Below are 21,915 nucleotides of genomic sequence, written 5' to 3'. Positions count from 1 at the left end.
TCCCGTTCGTATTGTTAAGTAAGGTCAATAACAATAAATAAAACAGCGAACTGGCGGCGACGCCAATATCGACTAGCGGACCAACTCGCTATTCTCTGATCAAAGAAAGTCCATTTCTGACTGCTGCTTGGCGGCAGTCTTTTTTTAGGAATCAGACAGTCATGGCACTGGATACTGTTTTAGTGACACGAGTTGAAGGTACGGCATGGATCCGTACCGCCGATGGCTCCAAAGTAGCTGTCAAAGAAGGGATGCGCGTCCCTGTTAATGCCGAGATCATCACCGAGACCGGCGCCAGCGTCGAGCTTGAGATCCCTGGCAGCCCATCGATGACCATTTCCGATAACCGCTCCTTCCTGGTCAGCGGCGATATCGCAGAAACCGATGTGGACCCAGTAGCCGCTGCTCTGGCCAACCCGAACGACCCAGCCATTACGGCTGTGTTGGCCGCTCTGGAAGCTGGCGATGACCCATTCTCCCAACTTGACCCAACCGCTGCCGTATTGACCGGTGGTGGCGAAGGCGGTGGCAGCAGCTTCACCCGCCTGGTCAGCATTGTGGAAACCACACGCCCTCTGGCCCTGGAATACCCACGTCCTGGCGTGCCCACCGTTGAAAACGTGCGCTTGGGTGGCTACAGCGGTACTGGCGAAGAAGAGGCCGGTCCTCTGGTTCCTCCCTCCGTTACTGTCAAGATCAATGACGACGGCACCGTTACCTTCACATTTACTGAAGTGCCATTTGGCTTTGATATCGAAGATATCGTGGTCACCGGCGGCGGTCGCATCGAAGGTCTGACACCAGACAACAAAGATCCCAAGACCTGGACCGGAACGCTGGTTCCCCCACCGAATTACGAAGGTGAAATCACCGTCAAAGTGCCTGACGGTAGCTACACCAACGAAGTTGGTACCCCAGGTAACGGCGGCGAAGACACGACCACGGTCGACACGCTGCCCCCAGAAGCTGAAATCACGATCGATTCCATTACTGAAGACGGCGTCATCAATAAGGAAGAGTCCGAAGGTGATGTAACTATTACTGGTACGGTTGGTAAAGACGTCAAACCTGGCGACAAGGTCACTGTGACCGTCGGCGGTAAAGAATACGAAACCACCGTCAACCCGGACGGCAAGACCTGGAGCGTGGACGTTCCTGGTTCCGTACTGGTCAACAACGACAAGGTTGAAGCCAAAGTCACCACGACCGACGACGCCGGCAACACCACGACGGCGACCGACGAGAAGCCTTACGACGTCGACGTTACGCCTCCTGAAGCCGAGATCGAAATCGATCCGATTACAGGCGACGACGTGATCAACAAGGAAGAGTCGGGCGGCGACGTCACGATCACCGGTACGGTTGGTAAAGACGTCAAACCTGGCGACAAGGTCACTGTGACCGTCGGCGGTAAAGAATACGAAACCACCGTCAACCCGGACGGCAAGACCTGGAGCGTGGACGTTCCTGGTTCCGAGCTGGTCAACAACGACAAGGTTGAAGCCAAAGTCACCACGACTGACGACGCTGGCAACACCACGACGGCGACCGACGAGAAGCCTTACGACGTCGACGTTACGCCTCCTGAAGCCGAGATCGAAATCGATCCGATTACAGGCGACGACGTGATCAACAAGGAAGAGTCGGGCGGCGACGTCACGATCACCGGTACGGTTGGTAAAGACGTCAAACCTGGCGACAAGGTCACTGTGACCGTCGGCGGTAAAGAATACGAAACCACCGTCAATCCGGACGGCAAGACCTGGAGCGTGGACGTTCCTGGTTCCGAGCTGGTCAACAACGACAAGGTTGAAGCCAAAGTCACCACGACCGACGACGCCGGCAACACCACGACTGCGACCGACGAGAAGCCTTACGATGTCGACGTTACGCCTCCTGAAGCCGAGATCGCTATTAATGTCATCGCTGAAGATGACGTCATTAACAAGGCCGAGTCCGAATCCGACGTGATCATCTCCGGTACGGTTGGCAAGGACGTCAAGGCCGGCGACACCGTCACTATCACTATCGGTGGTAAAGAGTTCACTACAACGGTTAATGCCGATGGCAAGACGTGGAACGTGAATGTTCCAGGCGTGGACCTGCTGGGTCACGCTAAAGTTGACGCTAAGGTTACGACTGAGGACGAAGCAGGCAACCCCGCTTCCGCCAATGCAGAACGTCCATACGATGTTGATACCGATGCTCCGGAAGCCGCCATCACCATCGACACCATTGCGGGCGACGACGTGATCAACAAGGCTGAGTCCGAGTCCGACGTGACCATCACCGGTACCGTGGGTAAAGACGTTAAGGCTGGCGATACCGTGACCGTGACGGTCAACGGTAAGGATTACACCACCACCGTTAACGCTGATGGCAAGACCTGGAACGTGGACGTTCCTGGTACCGAACTGGCTCAGGACAGCAATGTTCACGCCAAGGTGGAAACGGAAGATGCTGCGGGTAACCCAGCCAGCGCTGAAGCCGACCGCGGCTACGGTGTCGATACCGATCTGCCAGAAGCTTCGATTACCATCGACACCATTGCCGGTGATGATGTGATCAACAAGGCTGAGTCCGAGTCCGACGTGACAATCACTGGTACGGTTGGCAAGGATGTGAAGGCTGGCGACACTGTCACTGTGACCGTGAACGGCAAGGATTACACCACCACCGTTAACGCTGACGGCAAGACCTGGAACGTGGACGTTCCTGGTACCGAACTGGCTCAGGACAGCAATGTTCACGCCAAGGTGGAAACGGAAGACGCCGCCGGTAACCCCGCTTCGGCTGAAGCTGACCGTGGCTACGGCGTGGATACCGACCTGCCCGAAGCTTCGATCACGATCGACACCATTGCCGGTGACGACGTGATCAACAAGGCTGAATCGGAAGGGGATGTCACTGTTACCGGTACCGTGGGTAAAGACGTCAAGGCCGGTGACACCGTCACTGTGACCGTGAACGGTAAGGACTACACGACCACCGTTAACGCCGATGGCAAGACCTGGAACGTGGATGTTCCTGGTTCCGAGTTGGCTGCTGATTCGAACGTACATGCCAAGGTCGAGACCGAAGATGCTGCGGGTAACCCTGCTTCGGCTGAAGCCGATCGCGGCTACGGTGTCGATACTGACCTGCCAGAAGCTTCGATCACGATCGACACCATTGCCGGTGACGACGTAATCAACAAGGCTGAGTCCGAGTCTGACGTGACCATCACTGGTACGGTTGGCAAGGATGTGAAGGCTGGCGACACCGTCACCGTGACCGTGAACGGCAAGGATTACACCACCAACGTTAACGCTGACGGCAAGACCTGGAACGTGGACGTTCCTGGTACCGAACTGGCTCAGGACAGCAATGTTCACGCCAAGGTCGAGACTGAAGACGCCGCCGGTAACCCCGCTTCGGCTGAAGCTGACCGCGGCTACGGTGTCGATACCGACCTGCCCGAAGCTTTGATCACGATCGACACCATTGCCGGTGACGACGTGATCAACAAGGCCGAGTCCGAGTCTGACGTGACCATCACCGGTACGGTTGGCAAGGATGTGAAGGCCGGTGATACCGTGACCGTGACGGTCAACGGTAAGGACTACACCACCACCGTTAATGCCGATGGCAAGACCTGGAACGTGGATGTTCCTGGTGCTGAGTTGGCTGCTGATTCGAACGTACACGCCAAGGTTGAGACTGAAGATGCTGCGGGCAACCCAGCCAGTGCTGAAGCCGACCGCGGCTACGGTGTCGATACCGACCTGCCAGAAGCTTCGATTACCATCGACACCATTGCCGGTGACGACGTGATCAACAAGGCTGAGTCCGAGTCTGACGTGACCATCACTGGTACCGTGGGTAAAGACGTCAAGGCTGGCGACACCGTGACCGTGACGGTCAATGGTAAGGACTACACGACCACCGTTAACGCTGATGGCAAGACCTGGAACGTGGACGTTCCTGGTACCGAACTGGCTCAGGACAGCAATGTTCACGCCAAGGTCGAGACTGAAGACGCCGCCGGTAACCCCGCTTCGGCTGAAGCCGACCGTGGCTACGGTGTGGATACCGATCTGCCTGAAGCTTCGATCACGATCGACACCATTGCCGGTGACGACGTAATCAACAAGGCTGAGTCCGAGTCTGACGTGACCATCACTGGTACGGTTGGCAAGGATGTGAAGGCTGGCGACACCGTCACTGTGACCGTGAACGGTAAGGACTACACGACCACCGTTAACGCTGATGGCAAGACCTGGAACGTAGACGTTCCTGGTGCTGAGTTGGCTGCTGATTCGAACGTACATGCCAAGGTTGAGACTGAAGACGCTGCGGGCAACCCCGCTTCGGCTGAAGCTGACCGTGGCTACGGTGTAGACACCGATCTGCCAGAAGCTTCGATCACGATCGACACCATTGCCGGTGACGACGTGATCAACAAGGCTGAGTCCGAGTCTGACGTGACCATCACCGGTACCGTGGGTAAAGACGTCAAGGCCGGTGACACCGTCACTGTGACTGTGAACGGTAAGGACTACACGACCACCGTTAACGCTGACGGCAAGACCTGGAACGTGGACGTTCCTGGCACCGAACTGGCCCAGGACAGCAATGTTCACGCCAAGGTCGAGACCGAAGATGCTGCCGGCAACCCAGCGAGCGCTGAAGCTGACCGCGGCTACGGTGTAGACACCGACCTGCCCGAAGCTTCGATCACGATCGACACCATTGCGGGCGATGACGTGATCAACAAGGCCGAGTCCGAGTCTGACGTGACCATCACTGGTACGGTTGGCAAGGATGTGAAGGCTGGTGATACCGTGACCGTAACGGTCAACGGCAAGGACTACACCACCACCGTGAACGCTGACGGCAAGACCTGGAACGTGGACGTTCCTGGTACCGAACTGGCCCAGGACAGCAATGTTCACGCCAAGGTGGAAACGGAAGACGCCGCCGGTAACCCCGCTTCGGCTGAAGCCGACCGTGGCTACGGTGTCGACACCGATCTGCCCGAAGCTTCGATCACGATCGACACCATTGCCGGTGACGACGTGATCAACAAGGCTGAGTCCGAGTCTGACGTGACCATCACCGGTACCGTGGGTAAAGACGTCAAGGCTGGTGACACCGTCACTGTGACCGTGAACGGCAAGGACTACACCACCACCGTTAACGCTGACGGCAAGACCTGGAACGTGGACGTTCCTGGCACCGAACTGGCCCAGGACAGCAATGTTCACGCCAAGGTGGAAACGGAAGACGCCGCCGGTAACCCCGCTTCGGCTGAAGCCGACCGCGGCTACGGTGTCGACACCGACCTGCCCGAAGCTTCGATCACGATCGACACCATTGCCGGTGACGACGTAATCAACAAGGCCGAGTCCGAGTCCGACGTGACCATCACCGGTACCGTGGGTAAAGACGTTAAGGCTGGCGATACCGTGACCGTGACGGTCAACGGTAAGGATTACACCACCACCGTTAACGCTGACGGCAAGACCTGGAACGTGGACGTTCCTGGTACCGAACTGGCCCAGGACAGCAATGTTCACGCCAAGGTGGAAACGGAAGACGCCGCCGGTAACCCCGCTTCGGCTGAAGCTGACCGCGGCTACGGTGTCGACACCGATCTGCCCGAAGCTTCGATCACGATCGACACCATTGCTGGCGACGACGTAATCAACAAGGCTGAGTCCGAGTCTGACGTGACCATCACTGGTACGGTTGGCAAGGATGTGAAGGCTGGTGATACCGTGACCGTAACGGTCAACGGCAAGGACTACACCACCACCGTTAACGCTGATGGCAAGACCTGGAACGTGGACGTTCCTGGTACCGAACTGGCTCAGGACAGCAATGTTCACGCCAAGGTCGAGACTGAAGACGCCGCCGGTAACCCCGCTTCGGCTGAAGCCGACCGTGGCTACGGTGTCGATACCGATCTGCCAGAAGCTTCGATCACCATCGACACCATTGCTGGTGACGACGTGATCAACAAGGCCGAGTCCGAGTCTGACGTGACCATCACTGGTACGGTTGGCAAGGATGTGAAGGCTGGCGACACCGTCACCGTGACCGTGAACGGCAAGGACTACACGACCACCGTTAACGCTGACGGCAAGACCTGGAACGTAGACGTTCCTGGTACCGAACTGGCCCAGGACAGCAATGTTCACGCCAAGGTCGAGACCGAAGACGTTGCGGGCAACCCAGCGAGCGCTGAAGCTGACCGTGGCTACGGTGTCGACACCGACCTGCCCGAAGCTTCGATCACGATCGACACCATTGCTGGCGACGACGTAATCAACAAGGCTGAGTCCGAGTCTGACGTGACCATCACTGGTACGGTTGGCAAGGATGTGAAGGCTGGTGACACCGTCACTGTGACCGTGAACGGCAAGGACTACACGACCACCGTTAACGCTGATGGCAAGACCTGGAACGTAGACGTTCCTGGTACCGAACTGGCCCAGGACAGCAATGTTCACGCCAAGGTGGAAACGGAAGACGCCGCCGGCAACCCAGCGAGTGCTGAAGCTGACCGTGGCTACGGTGTCGATACCGATCTGCCTGAAGCTTCGATCACGATCGACACCATTGCTGGCGATGACGTAATCAACAAGGCCGAGTCCGAGTCTGACGTGACCATCACCGGTACCGTGGGTAAAGACGTCAAGGCTGGTGATACCGTGACCGTAACGGTCAACGGCAAGGACTACACCACCACCGTTAACGCTGATGGCAAGACCTGGAACGTGGACGTTCCTGGTACCGAACTGGCTCAGGACAGCAATGTTCACGCCAAGGTCGAGACTGAAGACGCCGCCGGTAACCCCGCTTCGGCTGAAGCCGACCGTGGCTACGGTGTCGATACCGATCTGCCAGAAGCTTCGATCACCATCGACACCATTGCTGGTGACGACGTGATCAACAAGGCCGAGTCCGAGTCCGACGTGACCATCACCGGTACCGTGGGTAAAGACGTCAAGGCTGGCGACACTGTCACTGTGACCGTGAACGGTAAGGATTACACCACCACCGTGAACGCTGATGGCAAGACCTGGAACGTAGACGTTCCTGGTTCCGAGTTGGCTGCTGATTCGAACGTACATGCCAAGGTCGAGACCGAAGATGCTGCGGGTAACCCTGCGAGCGCTGAAGCTGACCGCGGCTACGGTGTCGATACCGATCTGCCAGAAGCTTCGATCACCATCGACACCATTGCCGGTGACGACGTAATCAACAAGGCTGAATCGGAAGGGGATGTCACTGTTACCGGTACTGTGGGTAAAGACGTCAAGGCCGGTGACACCGTCACTGTGACCGTGAACGGCAAGGACTACACGACCACCGTGAACGCTGACGGCAAGACCTGGAACGTGGATGTTCCTGGTTCCGAGTTGGCTGCTGATTCGAACGTACATGCCAAGGTTGAGACTGAAGATGCTGCGGGCAACCCAGCCAGTGCTGAAGCTGACCGTGGCTACGGTGTCGATACCGACCTGCCCGAAGCTTCGATCACGATCGACACCATTGCCGGTGATGATGTGATCAACAAGGCTGAGTCCGAGTCCGACGTGACCATCACCGGTACCGTGGGTAAAGACGTCAAGGCTGGTGATACCGTCACTGTGACCGTGAACGGCAAGGACTACACGACCACCGTTAACGCTGATGGCAAGACCTGGAACGTAGACGTTCCTGGTACCGAACTGGCCCAGGACAGCAATGTTCACGCCAAGGTGGAAACGGAAGACGCCGCCGGTAACCCCGCTTCGGCTGAAGCCGACCGTGGCTACGGTGTCGATACCGATCTGCCAGAAGCTTCGATCACCATCGACACCATTGCTGGTGACGACGTGATCAACAAGGCCGAGTCCGAGTCCGACGTGACCATCACCGGTACCGTGGGTAAAGACGTTAAGGCTGGCGATACCGTGACCGTGACGGTCAACGGTAAGGATTACACCACCACCGTGAACGCTGACGGCAAGACCTGGAACGTAGACGTTCCTGGTACCGAACTGGCCCAGGACAGCAATGTTCACGCCAAGGTGGAAACGGAAGACGCCGCCGGTAACCCCGCTTCGGCTGAAGCTGACCGCGGCTACGGCGTCGACACCGATCTGCCCGAAGCCGCCATTACGATCGACACCATTGCTGGCGACGATGTGATCAACAAGGCTGAATCCGAGTCCGACGTGACCATCACTGGTACGGTTGGCAAGGATGTGAAGGCCGGTGACACCGTCACTGTGACCGTGAACGGTAAGGACTACACGACCACCGTTAACGCCGATGGCAAGACCTGGAACGTAGACGTTCCTGGTACCGAACTGGCCCAGGACAGCAATGTTCACGCCAAGGTGGAAACGGAAGACGCCGCCGGCAACCCAGCGAGTGCTGAAGCTGACCGTGGCTACGGTGTCGATACCGATCTGCCTGAAGCTTCGATCACGATCGACACCATTGCGGGCGATGACGTGATCAACAAGGCTGAGTCCGAGTCCGACGTGACCATCACTGGTACGGTTGGCAAGGATGTGAAGGCCGGTGACACCGTCACTGTGACCGTGAACGGTAAGGACTACACGACCACCGTTAACGCCGATGGCAAGACCTGGAACGTGGACGTTCCTGGTACCGAACTGGCCCAGGACAGCAATGTTCACGCCAAGGTTGAGACCGAAGACGCTGCGGGCAACCCAGCGAGCGCTGAAGCTGACCGTGGCTACGGTGTCGACACCGACCTGCCCGAAGCTTCGATCACCATCGACACCATTGCTGGCGATGACGTGATCAACAAGGCCGAATCGGAAGGGGATGTCACTGTTACCGGTACTGTGGGTAAAGACGTCAAGGCCGGTGACACCGTCACTGTGACCGTGAACGGTAAGGACTACACGACCACCGTTAACGCTGACGGCAAGACCTGGAACGTGGACGTTCCTGGTGCTGAGCTGGCCCAGGACAGTAATGTTCACGCCAAGGTTGAGACCGAAGACGCTGCGGGCAACCCAGCGAGCGCTGAAGCTGACCGTGGCTACGGCGTGGATACCGACCTGCCCGAAGCTTCGATCACGATCGACACCATTGCCGGTGACGACGTGATCAACAAGGCTGAGTCCGAGTCTGACGTGACCATCACTGGTACGGTTGGCAAGGATGTGAAGGCTGGTGACACGGTGACTGTGACCGTGAACGGTAAGGACTACACGACCACCGTTAACGCCGATGGCAAGACCTGGAACGTGGACGTTCCTGGCTCTGAGCTGGCCCAAGATTCGAACGTACACGCCAAGGTCGAGACTGAAGACGCTGCAGGCAACCCAGCCAGCGCTGAAGCTGACCGTGGCTACGGTGTAGACACCGATCTGCCCGAAGCTTCGATTACCATCGACACCATTGCTGGCGACGACGTAATCAACAAGGCTGAGTCCGAGTCTGACGTGACCATCACTGGTACGGTTGGCAAGGATGTGAAGGCCGGTGATACCGTGACCGTGACGGTCAACGGTAAGGACTACACGACCACCGTGAACGCCGACGGCAAGACCTGGAACGTGGACGTTCCTGGTACCGAACTGGCCCAGGACAGCAATGTTCACGCCAAGGTGGAAACGGAAGACGCCGCCGGCAACCCAGCGAGTGCTGAAGCTGACCGTGGCTACGGTGTCGATACCGATCTGCCTGAAGCTTCGATCACGATCGACACCATTGCTGGCGATGACGTAATCAACAAGGCCGAGTCCGAGTCTGACGTGACCATCACCGGTACCGTGGGTAAAGACGTCAAGGCTGGTGATACCGTGACCGTAACGGTCAACGGCAAGGACTACACCACCACCGTTAACGCTGATGGCAAGACCTGGAACGTGGACGTTCCTGGTACCGAACTGGCTCAGGACAGCAATGTTCACGCCAAGGTCGAGACTGAAGACGCCGCCGGTAACCCCGCTTCGGCTGAAGCCGACCGTGGCTACGGTGTGGATACCGATCTGCCTGAAGCTTCGATCACGATCGACACCATTGCCGGTGACGACGTAATCAACAAGGCTGAGTCCGAGTCTGACGTGACCATCACTGGTACGGTTGGCAAGGATGTGAAGGCTGGCGACACCGTCACTGTGACCGTGAACGGTAAGGACTACACGACCACCGTTAACGCTGATGGCAAGACCTGGAACGTAGACGTTCCTGGTGCTGAGTTGGCTGCTGATTCGAACGTACATGCCAAGGTTGAGACTGAAGACGCTGCGGGCAACCCCGCTTCGGCTGAAGCTGACCGTGGCTACGGTGTAGACACCGATCTGCCAGAAGCTTCGATCACGATCGACACCATTGCCGGTGACGACGTGATCAACAAGGCTGAGTCCGAGTCTGACGTGACCATCACCGGTACCGTGGGTAAAGACGTCAAGGCCGGTGACACCGTCACTGTGACTGTGAACGGTAAGGACTACACGACCACCGTTAACGCTGACGGCAAGACCTGGAACGTGGACGTTCCTGGCACCGAACTGGCCCAGGACAGCAATGTTCACGCCAAGGTCGAGACCGAAGATGCTGCCGGCAACCCAGCGAGCGCTGAAGCTGACCGCGGCTACGGTGTAGACACCGACCTGCCCGAAGCTTCGATCACGATCGACACCATTGCGGGCGATGACGTGATCAACAAGGCCGAGTCCGAGTCTGACGTGACCATCACTGGTACGGTTGGCAAGGATGTGAAGGCTGGTGATACCGTGACCGTAACGGTCAACGGCAAGGACTACACCACCACCGTGAACGCTGACGGCAAGACCTGGAACGTGGACGTTCCTGGTACCGAACTGGCCCAGGACAGCAATGTTCACGCCAAGGTGGAAACGGAAGACGCCGCCGGTAACCCCGCTTCGGCTGAAGCCGACCGTGGCTACGGTGTCGACACCGATCTGCCCGAAGCTTCGATCACGATCGACACCATTGCCGGTGACGACGTGATCAACAAGGCTGAGTCCGAGTCTGACGTGACCATCACCGGTACCGTGGGTAAAGACGTCAAGGCTGGTGACACCGTCACTGTGACCGTGAACGGCAAGGACTACACCACCACCGTTAACGCTGACGGCAAGACCTGGAACGTGGACGTTCCTGGCACCGAACTGGCCCAGGACAGCAATGTTCACGCCAAGGTGGAAACGGAAGACGCCGCCGGTAACCCCGCTTCGGCTGAAGCCGACCGCGGCTACGGTGTCGACACCGACCTGCCCGAAGCTTCGATCACGATCGACACCATTGCCGGTGACGACGTAATCAACAAGGCCGAGTCCGAGTCCGACGTGACCATCACCGGTACCGTGGGTAAAGACGTTAAGGCTGGCGATACCGTGACCGTGACGGTCAACGGTAAGGATTACACCACCACCGTTAACGCTGACGGCAAGACCTGGAACGTGGACGTTCCTGGTACCGAACTGGCCCAGGACAGCAATGTTCACGCCAAGGTGGAAACGGAAGACGCCGCCGGTAACCCCGCTTCGGCTGAAGCCGACCGTGGCTACGGTGTCGATACCGATCTGCCAGAAGCTTCGATCACCATCGACACCATTGCTGGTGACGACGTGATCAACAAGGCCGAGTCCGAGTCCGACGTGACCATCACCGGTACCGTGGGTAAAGACGTTAAGGCTGGCGATACCGTGACCGTGACGGTCAACGGTAAGGATTACACCACCACCGTGAACGCTGACGGCAAGACCTGGAACGTAGACGTTCCTGGTACCGAACTGGCCCAGGACAGCAATGTTCACGCCAAGGTGGAAACGGAAGACGCCGCCGGTAACCCCGCTTCGGCTGAAGCTGACCGCGGCTACGGCGTCGACACCGATCTGCCCGAAGCCGCCATTACGATCGACACCATTGCTGGCGACGATGTGATCAACAAGGCTGAATCCGAGTCCGACGTGACCATCACTGGTACGGTTGGCAAGGATGTGAAGGCTGGTGACACCGTCACTGTGACCGTGAACGGTAAGGACTACACGACCACCGTTAACGCTGATGGCAAGACTTGGAACGTGGACGTTCCTGGTACCGAACTGGCCCAGGACAGCAATGTTCACGCCAAGGTGGAAACGGAAGACGCCGCCGGCAACCCAGCGAGTGCTGAAGCTGACCGTGGCTACGGTGTCGATACCGATCTGCCTGAAGCTTCGATCACGATCGACACCATTGCTGGCGATGACGTAATCAACAAGGCCGAGTCCGAGTCTGACGTGACCATCACTGGTACGGTTGGCAAGGATGTGAAGGCTGGCGACACCGTCACCGTGACCGTGAACGGCAAGGACTACACGACCACCGTTAACGCTGACGGCAAGACCTGGAACGTGGACGTTCCTGGTACCGAACTGGCCCAGGACAGCAATGTTCACGCCAAGGTTGAGACCGAAGACGCTGCGGGCAACCCAGCGAGCGCTGAAGCTGACCGTGGCTACGGTGTCGACACCGACCTGCCCGAAGCTTCGATCACCATCGACACCATTGCTGGCGATGACGTGATCAACAAGGCGGAGTCCGAGTCCACCATCACCATCACTGGTAAGGTTGGTCAGGACGTCAAGGCTGGCGACAAGGTCACTGTGACCGTGAACGGTAAGGATTACACCACCACGGTTAATACCGATGGCAAGACCTGGAACGTGAATGTTCCTGGCTCCGAGCTGGCTCTGGATGACAACGTCCACGCCAAGGTCGAGACCAAGGATGACGCCGGTAACAGCGCTAGTGCTGAAGCTGACCGCGACTACGGTGTGCAGACCACATTGCCTGAAGCCGAGATCACGTTGGATCCGATCGCCGGTGACGGCGTGCTGGATCACAATGAGGCTGGTGACGGCAAGGGTACGATTGATGTGACCGGTACGGTTGGCAAGGATGTACAGCCCGGCGATACCGTGACTCTGACTATCGGTGGCAAGGAATACACCGGTACTGTTGGCAATGATCTGACCTTCAAGATCCCAGTACCTGTACAGGATCTGTTGAAGAACGACACGGTTGACGCCAAAGTGACGACGACAGACTCGGCTGGCAACAGTGTGTCTGCCAACGACTCCGGTCCATACACGCTGGATGTGGATCAACTGATTGTTGATGGTAACGGTGGTGGCAATCCGAATGGTGGCGTGGGCGACGACGTCATTATTGGTGACCGCGGCGGTGTGCAAGAAAACATTGTTCACGGCCAGAGCTACAACATTGCCATCCTGGTTGACCGTTCCAACAGCATGAAGGAAGCCTCTGGTACGGACAATATGAACCGTATGCAGTTGCTCAAGGCTGCGCTGACGACCTTGGCTGAAAGCTTGGCCAACCACGAAGGCGGCACGGTGAACTTGAGCATTATTGGCTTTGGTACCAGGGCTGATACGCCTATGGTCTTCAAGGACCTGACTCATGCCGATTTGATCAATCTGCTCAATTCGATTGATACCTTGAACGGCTACAACTCCAGCTGGAACTCCAGCGTGGGTGGTACCAACTACGAAGCAGCCTTCAAGGCCGCTGAAGCATGGTTCAAGACTGGCGATGCACCTGCAGTCGACAAGTACGGCAACGCTTATGAAAACGTTACGTACTTCCTGACTGACGGTAACCCAACCCAGTACGGTACTGGCCAAGGTGCTGGTAGCGGTTACGACGCTACGGCTGATTCGCGTGGTAAAGCAGCCTACGACAGCCTGGTTACCTCTTCGGGTAGCAAGGTTTACGCCGTGGGTATTGGTAACGACGTCAGCGTGGATGTCCTGCGCAAATACGACAACACGGGTACTGAGGTTGTTGACGTTGTTCGTGGCACCAAGGACGTGACTGACTTTGAAAACGGCCGTCATGACGGTTGGAACAAGGTCGGCGGTAACGGCACAGTTGGAGTCAAGAACCAGGGTAGCACTTGGTATCCGGATAACCGATTGGAAATTACGGATACCTACAGCCGCAATGGCGATACCGCGACTACCGTTCGTGGCCCAGGTATGACCGTTGCTGCGGGCAGCTATGGCAAGTTGAGCTTCCACTATGCTGAAAGCGGCCGTAACAGTGCCGACGTCTTTAAGTGGCAACTGCAGAAGTACAACGAGAAGACAGGTAACTGGGAAGTTGTGCAGGAAGGTGGTCGTCCAGGTAGCTCCGGCACCATCACGACCAAGCCCGTGGGCGAAGGCCAATACCGCTTCGAGTTCCTGGTGGACGATCGTTCCAGCAGCAGTAATTACAAGGTCTACATTGATGACGTAACGCTGTTGTCCTCCGGCAATCCTCAAGATTGGACTGAGGTTAACAAGGTCGACATCGTCAACACCAAGGAAGACCTGGATGCAGCCTTGAAGGGTGGTTCGGTAACGAACGATCCAGCCCCCGTTGGTAATGACCACATCATTGGTGGTGACGGCAACGACATCATCTTTGGTGACACGATCAATACCGATGGCGATGTGTTGCCATGGCATGAAGTGGGTGGTCGTCCAGACAACCTGCCTGACGGCTCGGGCTTGAAGGCGCTGGAAGTGTTCTTGCAAATGAAGAACGGCGGTACTCCAGCAACAGGTAATGATCTGTACGAGTACATCAAGGAAAACCACGCTGACTTCAATGTTGACGGTGACAAGCGCGGTGGTAACGACATCCTTGATGGTGGTGCTGGTAACGACATCCTGTACGGCCAAGGTGGCAACGATATCCTGATCGGCGGTGCTGGCGACGACATCATGTTCGGCGGCGAGGGTGATGACACCTTCGTATGGAACAAGGGTGATGAAGGTACCAGCAGCAAACCGGCTGTGGATTACGTGATGGACTTTGGTGATTCGGGTACCGACACCTTGGATATCACTGATTTGCTGTCGGGCCACGACGTCAACGACGGTAATCTGAGCCAGTACCTGACGGTAGGCAGCTCGGATAACGGCAAGATGGAAATCGGTATCAGCTCTCAAGGTAATGGCCAGATCGATCAGAAGATCATTCTGGACAACATCGACTTTGACGCAGAGAAGGCAGCCCAGATCGCCAACTCGCTGAAAGACGGTACTTTGAAGTCCTCTGATTTCTAAGCTGTTCACCGGATAGGCACTATCTGCGGGTAGTGCCCAAGCCCCACAAGCCTTTTTGGGTTTGTGGGGTTTTTTTATGTCTGCAGCTTGTCGTCAGCGCCAATAGTGGGTGTTTGGCATTTGTGACTATGATCCTTGATGTGGCTGCAGGAAGGAGGGTGCATGCAGCAGAACGGCTGGCCAGGCTGAGCTGGTAGGCGTTGGCTCTGCGGTTTTGTAGACCAGCTGTTTCTTTTTGCTGGGGTGATTCGAGACCGTTTAACAGCCTGCTCTATATATAGAGGGTTCAGACGCTTTGTCGATTGCCAAGCGTCCACTAAATAGGCAAGCTATAACGCCGTTATAAGGGTTTGCTTATTTGGGATTGACGTGCTCTTGTCTCTTGCCTGGCTACGCCTTTTTCTTCGATCTAGGATTGCGCTGTTTGTGCTGGTCGCACTGCTGGTTGTGGTGTGGCTGCCCTTGTCGGCGCCTGCCTTGCAGTTCGAGGTCAGCAAGATTCGCCAGACCGCCGTTTCCCGCTTTGGCGCCCGTGCCGGGACTGCCGTGGATCGGTGGATGGCTAATCTGGAGTCCGCCCGTGGTTTAAGTGAGCGTCGTCAGCTGGATGCCGTCAATGATTTCTGGAATATGAATGTGATGGCTGGCGAGGACATTCATATTTGGGGCCAGCTGGACTATTGGGCCACGCCCATCGAGACTTTGGGCAAAGCGGCGGGTGACTGTGAGGACTTTGTTATCGGCAAGTATTTTTCCTTGTTGCACCTGGGTGTGCCCAATGAAAAACTGCGATTGATTTACGTGCGGGCTCAAGTAGGTGGGCAAAGCATTGCGCACATGGTTCTGGGCTACTATCCCACGCCCCAGGCCGAGCCTTTGCTGCTGGATAATTTAAGTGGCTCGATTCGCCCCGCCAGCCAGCGTCCTGATTTGACCCCTGTGTTCAGCTTCAATTCGCAAGGGGTGTATGTGGGTAATGCCCAGAAAGGTTCGGTGGACAGTATCAGCCGGTGGCGTGGTTTGCTGGAAAAAATGCGTAAGGAAGGTTTTGTTCCTTGATGATGTGCCGGTCCTTGGGCTAGAGCACCAAATGGAAACAGACCTCAGGACACCCTTGTCGGGTGGGCTAGACCAGAATTTATGGAATATACGGAAGCGCTATGTCTTTACTTAAACAGCTCCTGCTAAGTGTCTCGTGCGCGATTCTTGCTATCTTGATTGGCACGCTGTGGTTCAGCGTCGACTCGGCAAGGCAGTATTTAAGCAGTCAGTTGCAGGCTCAGGGTGAGTCGGCCGCGACTTCGCTGGCCTTGACCTTGTCCCAGCCCAGCAACCAGGACCCGGTGACGCAGGAGCTTTTGATTGCCGCCTTGTACGATACCGGGCAGTTTGAGCGTATCCGCTTTATTGACACTTCCGATACGGTCCTGGTGGAGCGTAGTGCTCAGCAAGAAACACAGATCAGCGGATCTTCGCCTGCGTGGTTCGCCAACTCTTTGCCGATTGATGTACCCGTGGCCTCGGCTCATGTCAGTAATGGCTGGAATCAGATTGGTACGATCGAAGTAAAACCTGCTGACGAGTACGCCCGCGCCAGTTTGTGGAAAAGCTTTGTGCGCGTCACCTTGTTGGTGCTGGGCGCCGGGGTTGCCTGGGGTGTGTTTGTATTGATGGTCATGGCCTGGTTGCGCCGGGCTTTGCGTGAACACGTCCAGTTCGAGCTGCAACAGATGGATCAAAGCGAGTCTGTACCCAGCCGCAAGAAAGTGCGCACGATCCCCGAGCTGGAAGCCGTCACACATACCTTAAGCACGGTGCAAAAACGTATTCGTGTTAGCAGCCAGGAGCAAAATGCTCGAATCGAGCAGTTACAGCTGGAGTTGAACTGCGATCCGGTCACGGGCCTGGCCAATCGCAAGTACTTCGTGAATATGTTCCGTCAGGTGCTGCAACAGGAAGAGGGCGGCCATGTGCTGTTATTCCGTCAGCGGGACTTGCTGCCATTGAATACCTCCCTGTCTCGTGACGCGGTGGATGCCTGGCTGAAGCTGGTGACTCAGCGCTGTACGGAGCTATTGCAGAAAAATGGCATGGACGCGGGCAATCTGGCGCGCTTGAATGGTTCTGATTTTATTGTGCTGCTCAAGGGCCAGACGGGTCCTCAAGTGATGGGCTTTGCCCAGGAACTGCGTACTGCCTTGCAGGAATTGCGCCAGCCTCTACCCGATGGCAGTTTGTGCCGCTGGTCCATGGCGATGACGAACTATGAAGGTCAGGACTCGCTCAGCGCCGTGATGACCCGTTTGGACAATGCCTTGATGCGCGCCGAAGGGGCAGGGCATCAGGAAGTGGAATACCGTCCGTCTGAAGGGCTTCACTCCGAGGCGAGCTCTTCCATTGGTGAGCAGGAATGGCATTCACGTATTGAGCGTGGTCTGAAGCAAGGCCGGATTGAATTGAGTGTGAAGCCGGGCGTTGAAGTCTGGGGGCAAGCGGGCCAGATTCACGATGCAACCCTGAATTTGTTGCCCGAGCAACCGGGACAGGCCAGTTTGCCTGCCTATTTGTTCATTCCGGTGGCGGTGCGTCTGGGTCTGTCGTGGCAGTGTGACTTGCGTACGATGGAGCTGGCAAGCGACTGGTTAGCCGATAACGAGGGCAGTTTAAGTGTCCGTGTCTCCTGGGCATCGGTGATCAAGCCTGGATTTGCAGATCAGGTGGCAGAGGTTCTGACCAAGGCTGGTGACAAGGCCCGGCGTCTGATTATCGAACTGGATGCTTATTGCCTGAGTGAGCACGATGTGGAAACAGTCGCTTTCGTGGATAAATTGCGGCCCTTGGGTGTGCAATTTGGTCTGCGTCGTGTTCTGGAGCAGCCCGAATCGATTCTGTGGTTGCACATGATGGCACTCAAATATATTGTCCTGGACGATGAGCGCGCCCAGACGCTGCAGGCCGAGGTGGGTGGCCGACATTTGCTGACAGCGTTCCTGCAGAGCCTGCAGGAATTGGGGATAGGTTTGCGCCGGGTAACCCGAGGCAGCAATAGTGCCCAGCTGGACGAGCTGTTGCGTGAAAACGCCGTCGTGCCAAGGCCTTAGCAAATAAATCCTTGTTTTTCTGGGGCTTATTTGCTAGTATATGTGGCTTACCTCTTTATTTTGACCGGAGAGGCTTAGTCGCCTATCCGGATTGAAGTTGGTAATACAACGTTTTGTCTCTCGCAAGATTTCAACCTAGGGTTCGGCTTGCCGGACCAGATCGAGATCGGGTTTACGGTATCGAACTGGCTGGATCCGAATCTGACGGGACCAAAACTGGTTGTGTGACCCAGTCATTTTGACTGGATCGTTGCAATTAAGTTGGAACAGGAAAAATCATGATTCAAATGCAGACCACGCTGGACGTGGCCGACAACACAGGTGCGCGTTCCGTAATGTGCATCAAGGTGCTGGGCGGCTCGAAGCGCCGTTATGCCGCAATTGGTGACATCATCAAAGTTACCGTTAAAGAAGCGGCCCCGCGCGGACGCGTCAAAAAAGGCGAAATCTACAACGCTGTAGTGGTTCGTACCGCTAAGGGCGTGCGCCGTAAAGACGGTTCGCTGATTCGTTTCGGTGGCAATGCCGCCGTATTGCTCAATGCCAAGCTGGAACCCATCGGCACCCGTATCTTCGGACCCGTTACGCGTGAACTGCGTACCGAGAAGTTCATGAAGATCGTGTCCTTGGCTCCCGAAGTGCTGTAAGGAGCGCGAAAAAATGCAAAAAATTCGTAAAGGCGACGAAGTTATTGTGCTGACCGGCCGTGATAAAAAACGCCGTGGCACAGTACTGCAACGCGTCGATGCAGACCACGTCATCGTGGAAGGCATCAACGTAGTCAAAAAACACGTTAAAGCCAATCCTATGGCTGGCACGCAGGGTGGTATCGTCGACAAGACCATGCCTATCCACATCTCGAACGTTGCACTGTTCAACCCAGAAACCGGCAAGGGCGACCGCGTTGGTATCCAGGTGATCGACGGTCAGAAGACGCGTGTTTATCGTTCCAGCGGCAAAGCCGTTGGCGCCAAGGCTTAAGGGGCGGATAACATGGCACGTTTACAAGAGTTCTACCGCGAAAAAGTGGTTGCCGATCTGCAAAAGCAGTTCGAGTACAAGAGCATTATGGAAGTACCCCGCATCACCAAGATCACTCTGAACATGGGTGTCTCGGAAGCGGTTGCTGACAAGAAGATTATCGAGAACGCGGTATCGGACATGACCAAAATTGCTGGTCAGAAGCCCGTTATCACGAAAACCCGCAAAGCTATTGCCGGTTTTAAGATTCGCGAAGATTACCCGATCGGTTGTATGGTGACCCTGCGCGGTCAACGCATGTACGAATTCCTGGATCGTCTGGTCGCTGTGGCTCTGCCACGCGTTCGTGACTTCCGTGGTGTGTCGGGTCGTGCGTTTGACGGCCGTGGCAACTACAACATGGGGGTTAAAGAGCAAATCATTTTCCCCGAAATCGAGTACGACAAAATCGACGCAGTGCGTGGTCTGAACATCAGCATCACTACTTCTGCCAAGACGGACGAAGAGGCCAAGGCGCTGCTTAGCGCGTTCAGCTTCCCGTTCCGCAACTAAGGGGCGCAACGTGGCTAAACTTTCCCTCATCAATCGCGACATCAAGCGCGCCAAGCTGGCTGAGAAATTCGCCGCCAAGCGTGCAGCACTGAAAGCGATCATTGACGACCAGTCCAAGTCTGACGAAGAGCGCTACGAAGCTCGTTTGCAGTTGCAACAATTGCCACGCAACGCGAACCCGACCCGTCAACGCAACCGCTGCGTTATCACCGGTCGCCCTCGTGGTGTTTTCAAGAAATTCGGTTTGACTCGCCATAAAGTGCGCGAAATGGCAATGCGCGGCGAGATCCCCGGTATGACCAAGGCCAGCTGGTAGGAGAAATACACATGAGCATGAGCGATCCAATCGCCGATATGTTGACCCGCGTGCGTAACGCGCAAATGGTCAACAAGACATCGGTCAGCATGCCCTCCTCGAAGCTGAAAGCAGCTATTGCTGCTGTGCTGAAAGACGAAGGCTACATCGAAGATTTCCGTATCGTTGGCGAAAAAGCCAAGCCAGAACTGGAAGTCACCCTGAAATACTATGCCGGCCAGCCAGTCATCGAGCGCATCGACCGCGTTTCGCGTCCTGGACTGCGCATCTACAAAGGCAGCACACACATCCCTCAAGTCATGAACGGCTTGGGTGTTGCTATCGTGTCCACGTCTCGCGGCGTGATGACCGATCGCAAAGCACGTGCAGCTGGCGTCGGTGGCGAAGTGCTGTGCTACGTGGCATAAGGAGAACATCATATGTCACGTATCGCTAAGTATCCCGTTTCCCTGCCTAAAGGCGTAGAAACGACCATTGCCGCTGATCAGATCACGGTCAAAGGCCCTCTGGGCACTTTGGTTCAAACTCTGACTGGCGACGTCACTATTGAACTTCAAGACGGTCAGCTGTCTTTTGTGCCTGCGAACGAAACTCGTCACGCAAACGCAATGTCCGGCACCGTGCGCCAACTGGTCAACAACATGGTTGTTGGCGTGAGCGCCGGTTTCGAACGCAAGCTGAGTCTGGTTGGCGTGGGTTTCCGTGCCTCCGTCCAGGGTAATGCCTTGAAGTTGCAACTGGGTTTCTCGCACGACATCGTGCACGACCTGCCTGAAGGCATCAAAGCCGAGTGCCCAACTCCGACGGAAGTCGTGATCAAGGGCTCGAACAAGCAGGTGGTTGGTCAGGTTGCCGCAGAAATTCGTGGCTATCGTCCACCAGAGCCTTACAAAGGCAAAGGTGTACGTTACGTCGGCGAACGCGTCATCCTCAAGGAAACCAAGAAGAAATAAGCCCGCAGGCAAGGACGAATCATGGACAAGAAACAATCCCGTATGCGTCGTGCAGTGGCTACTCGCCGCAAGATCGCCGAGCTGCGCGTACACCGCCTGTCGGTGCATCGCACGAATACGCATATTTACGCGAGCATCATCTCGCCCGAAGGCGACCGCGTTCTGGTCAGTGCTTCCACTGTCGAGACCGAAGTTCGCAAAGAATTGGCCGTTGGCAGCAACGTAGCGGCAGCCAGCCTGGTTGGCAAGCGCGTCGCCGAAAAGGCGAAGGCTGCGGGCATCGAGACGGTTGCTTTTGACCGCTCGGGCTTCCGTTACCATGGCCGCGTGAAAGCGCTGGCCGAGGCCGCGCGTGAAGCCGGCTTGAAATTCTAAAGGAATTATCAAATGGCTAAAGCACAAGGCAGACAGGCTCCAGAGCAAGAGCGCGATGACGGCCTGAAAGAAAAGATGATTGCGGTCAACCGCGTCAGCAAAGTCGTTAAAGGTGGTCGCACCATGAGCTTTGCGTCGCTGGCCGTGGTCGGTGATGGCGATGGTCGCATCGGCATGGGTAAGGGCAAGGCCCGCGAAGTACCCGTTGCTGTTCAGAAGGCAATGGAACAGGCCCGTCGTGGTCTGATCAAAGTGCCTCTGAAGAACGGCACCTTGCATCACACCGTAGTTGGTAAGCACGGTGCAGCCACCGTTCTGATCTCTCCCGCAGCTGAAGGTACTGGCGTTATCGCCGGTGGCCCAATGCGCGCTATCTTCGAAGTGATGGGCGTGCGCAACGTCGTAGCCAAGAGCCTGGGTTCCAGCAACCCATACAACATGGTTCGCGCTACATTGAACGGTTTGCGTGCTTGCTCGACACCTGCTGACATTGCTGCCAAGCGCGGCAAGACAGTTGAAGAAATTCTGGGGTAAGT

At 56.4% G+C, this 21,915-nt stretch carries 11 protein-coding genes; all 11 read left to right on the top strand.

Going from position 1 to position 21,915, the window contains the following annotated elements; translation table 11 throughout:
* The first annotated feature begins 161 nt into the window (after nucleotides 1–161).
* The 11 genes from NIZ92_RS19015 to rpsE all read left to right on the top strand — a co-directional run bounded on the left by NIZ92_RS19015 (nucleotide 162) and on the right by rpsE (nucleotide 21,913).
* A complete protein-coding gene (locus NIZ92_RS19015; protein WP_254002455.1) occupies nucleotides 162–15,101 on the top strand; it encodes a retention module-containing protein in 14,940 nt (4,979 codons plus the stop codon).
* Between the two features lie 426 nt (nucleotides 15,102–15,527).
* The gene (locus NIZ92_RS19010; protein WP_035269590.1) at nucleotides 15,528–16,160 is read left to right on the top strand and encodes a transglutaminase-like cysteine peptidase; all 633 of its coding nucleotides are present in this window, start codon (nucleotides 15,528–15,530) and stop codon (nucleotides 16,158–16,160) included.
* 101 nt (nucleotides 16,161–16,261) lie between these two features.
* Nucleotides 16,262–18,202, top strand: coding sequence for a LapD/MoxY N-terminal periplasmic domain-containing protein (locus NIZ92_RS19005; RefSeq protein ID WP_254002454.1), 1,941 nt, complete (start codon nucleotides 16,262–16,264; stop codon nucleotides 18,200–18,202).
* Nucleotides 18,203–18,480: 278 nt separating this feature from the next.
* The gene (rplN, locus tag NIZ92_RS19000; RefSeq protein WP_003805375.1) at nucleotides 18,481–18,849 is read left to right on the top strand and encodes a 50S ribosomal protein L14; all 369 of its coding nucleotides are present in this window, start codon (nucleotides 18,481–18,483) and stop codon (nucleotides 18,847–18,849) included.
* A 13-nt stretch (nucleotides 18,850–18,862) separates the two neighbouring features.
* Nucleotides 18,863–19,183: a 50S ribosomal protein L24 gene (gene rplX / locus NIZ92_RS18995; protein ID WP_003805373.1), complete on the top strand. Its 321-nt coding sequence runs from the start codon at nucleotides 18,863–18,865 to the stop codon at nucleotides 19,181–19,183.
* A 12-nt stretch (nucleotides 19,184–19,195) separates the two neighbouring features.
* Entirely contained in the window at nucleotides 19,196–19,735 is a 540-nt protein-coding gene (rplE, locus tag NIZ92_RS18990) for a 50S ribosomal protein L5 (RefSeq protein ID WP_009459981.1), read from the top strand.
* Nucleotides 19,736–19,745: 10 nt separating this feature from the next.
* Nucleotides 19,746–20,051 (top strand): 30S ribosomal protein S14, encoded by a 306-nt coding sequence (rpsN, locus tag NIZ92_RS18985; RefSeq protein ID WP_003805371.1) that lies wholly within the window; start codon nucleotides 19,746–19,748, stop codon nucleotides 20,049–20,051.
* Nucleotides 20,052–20,062: 11 nt separating this feature from the next.
* Nucleotides 20,063–20,458 carry a 30S ribosomal protein S8 gene (rpsH, locus tag NIZ92_RS18980; protein WP_009459979.1) on the top strand — a complete coding sequence of 132 codons (396 nt, stop codon included), beginning with the start codon at nucleotides 20,063–20,065 and terminating at the stop codon, nucleotides 20,456–20,458.
* Nucleotides 20,459–20,470: 12 nt separating this feature from the next.
* Nucleotides 20,471–21,004 (top strand): 50S ribosomal protein L6, encoded by a 534-nt coding sequence (rplF, locus tag NIZ92_RS18975; protein WP_009459978.1) that lies wholly within the window; start codon nucleotides 20,471–20,473, stop codon nucleotides 21,002–21,004.
* Nucleotides 21,005–21,025: 21 nt separating this feature from the next.
* Nucleotides 21,026–21,379 (top strand): 50S ribosomal protein L18, encoded by a 354-nt coding sequence (gene rplR / locus NIZ92_RS18970; protein WP_009459977.1) that lies wholly within the window; start codon nucleotides 21,026–21,028, stop codon nucleotides 21,377–21,379.
* A 12-nt stretch (nucleotides 21,380–21,391) separates the two neighbouring features.
* The gene (gene rpsE / locus NIZ92_RS18965) at nucleotides 21,392–21,913 is read left to right on the top strand and encodes a 30S ribosomal protein S5 (RefSeq protein ID WP_003805367.1); all 522 of its coding nucleotides are present in this window, start codon (nucleotides 21,392–21,394) and stop codon (nucleotides 21,911–21,913) included.
* The last annotated feature ends 2 nt before the right edge of the window (nucleotides 21,914–21,915 follow it).

This window comes from Alcaligenes sp. 1735tsa3 (assembly GCF_024134565.1).
Taxonomy (GTDB): domain Bacteria; phylum Pseudomonadota; class Gammaproteobacteria; order Burkholderiales; family Burkholderiaceae_B; genus Alcaligenes; species Alcaligenes phenolicus.
The sequence above is the reverse complement of the archived record's forward strand: the minus strand, read 5'-3'. Positions and strand labels throughout refer to the sequence as shown.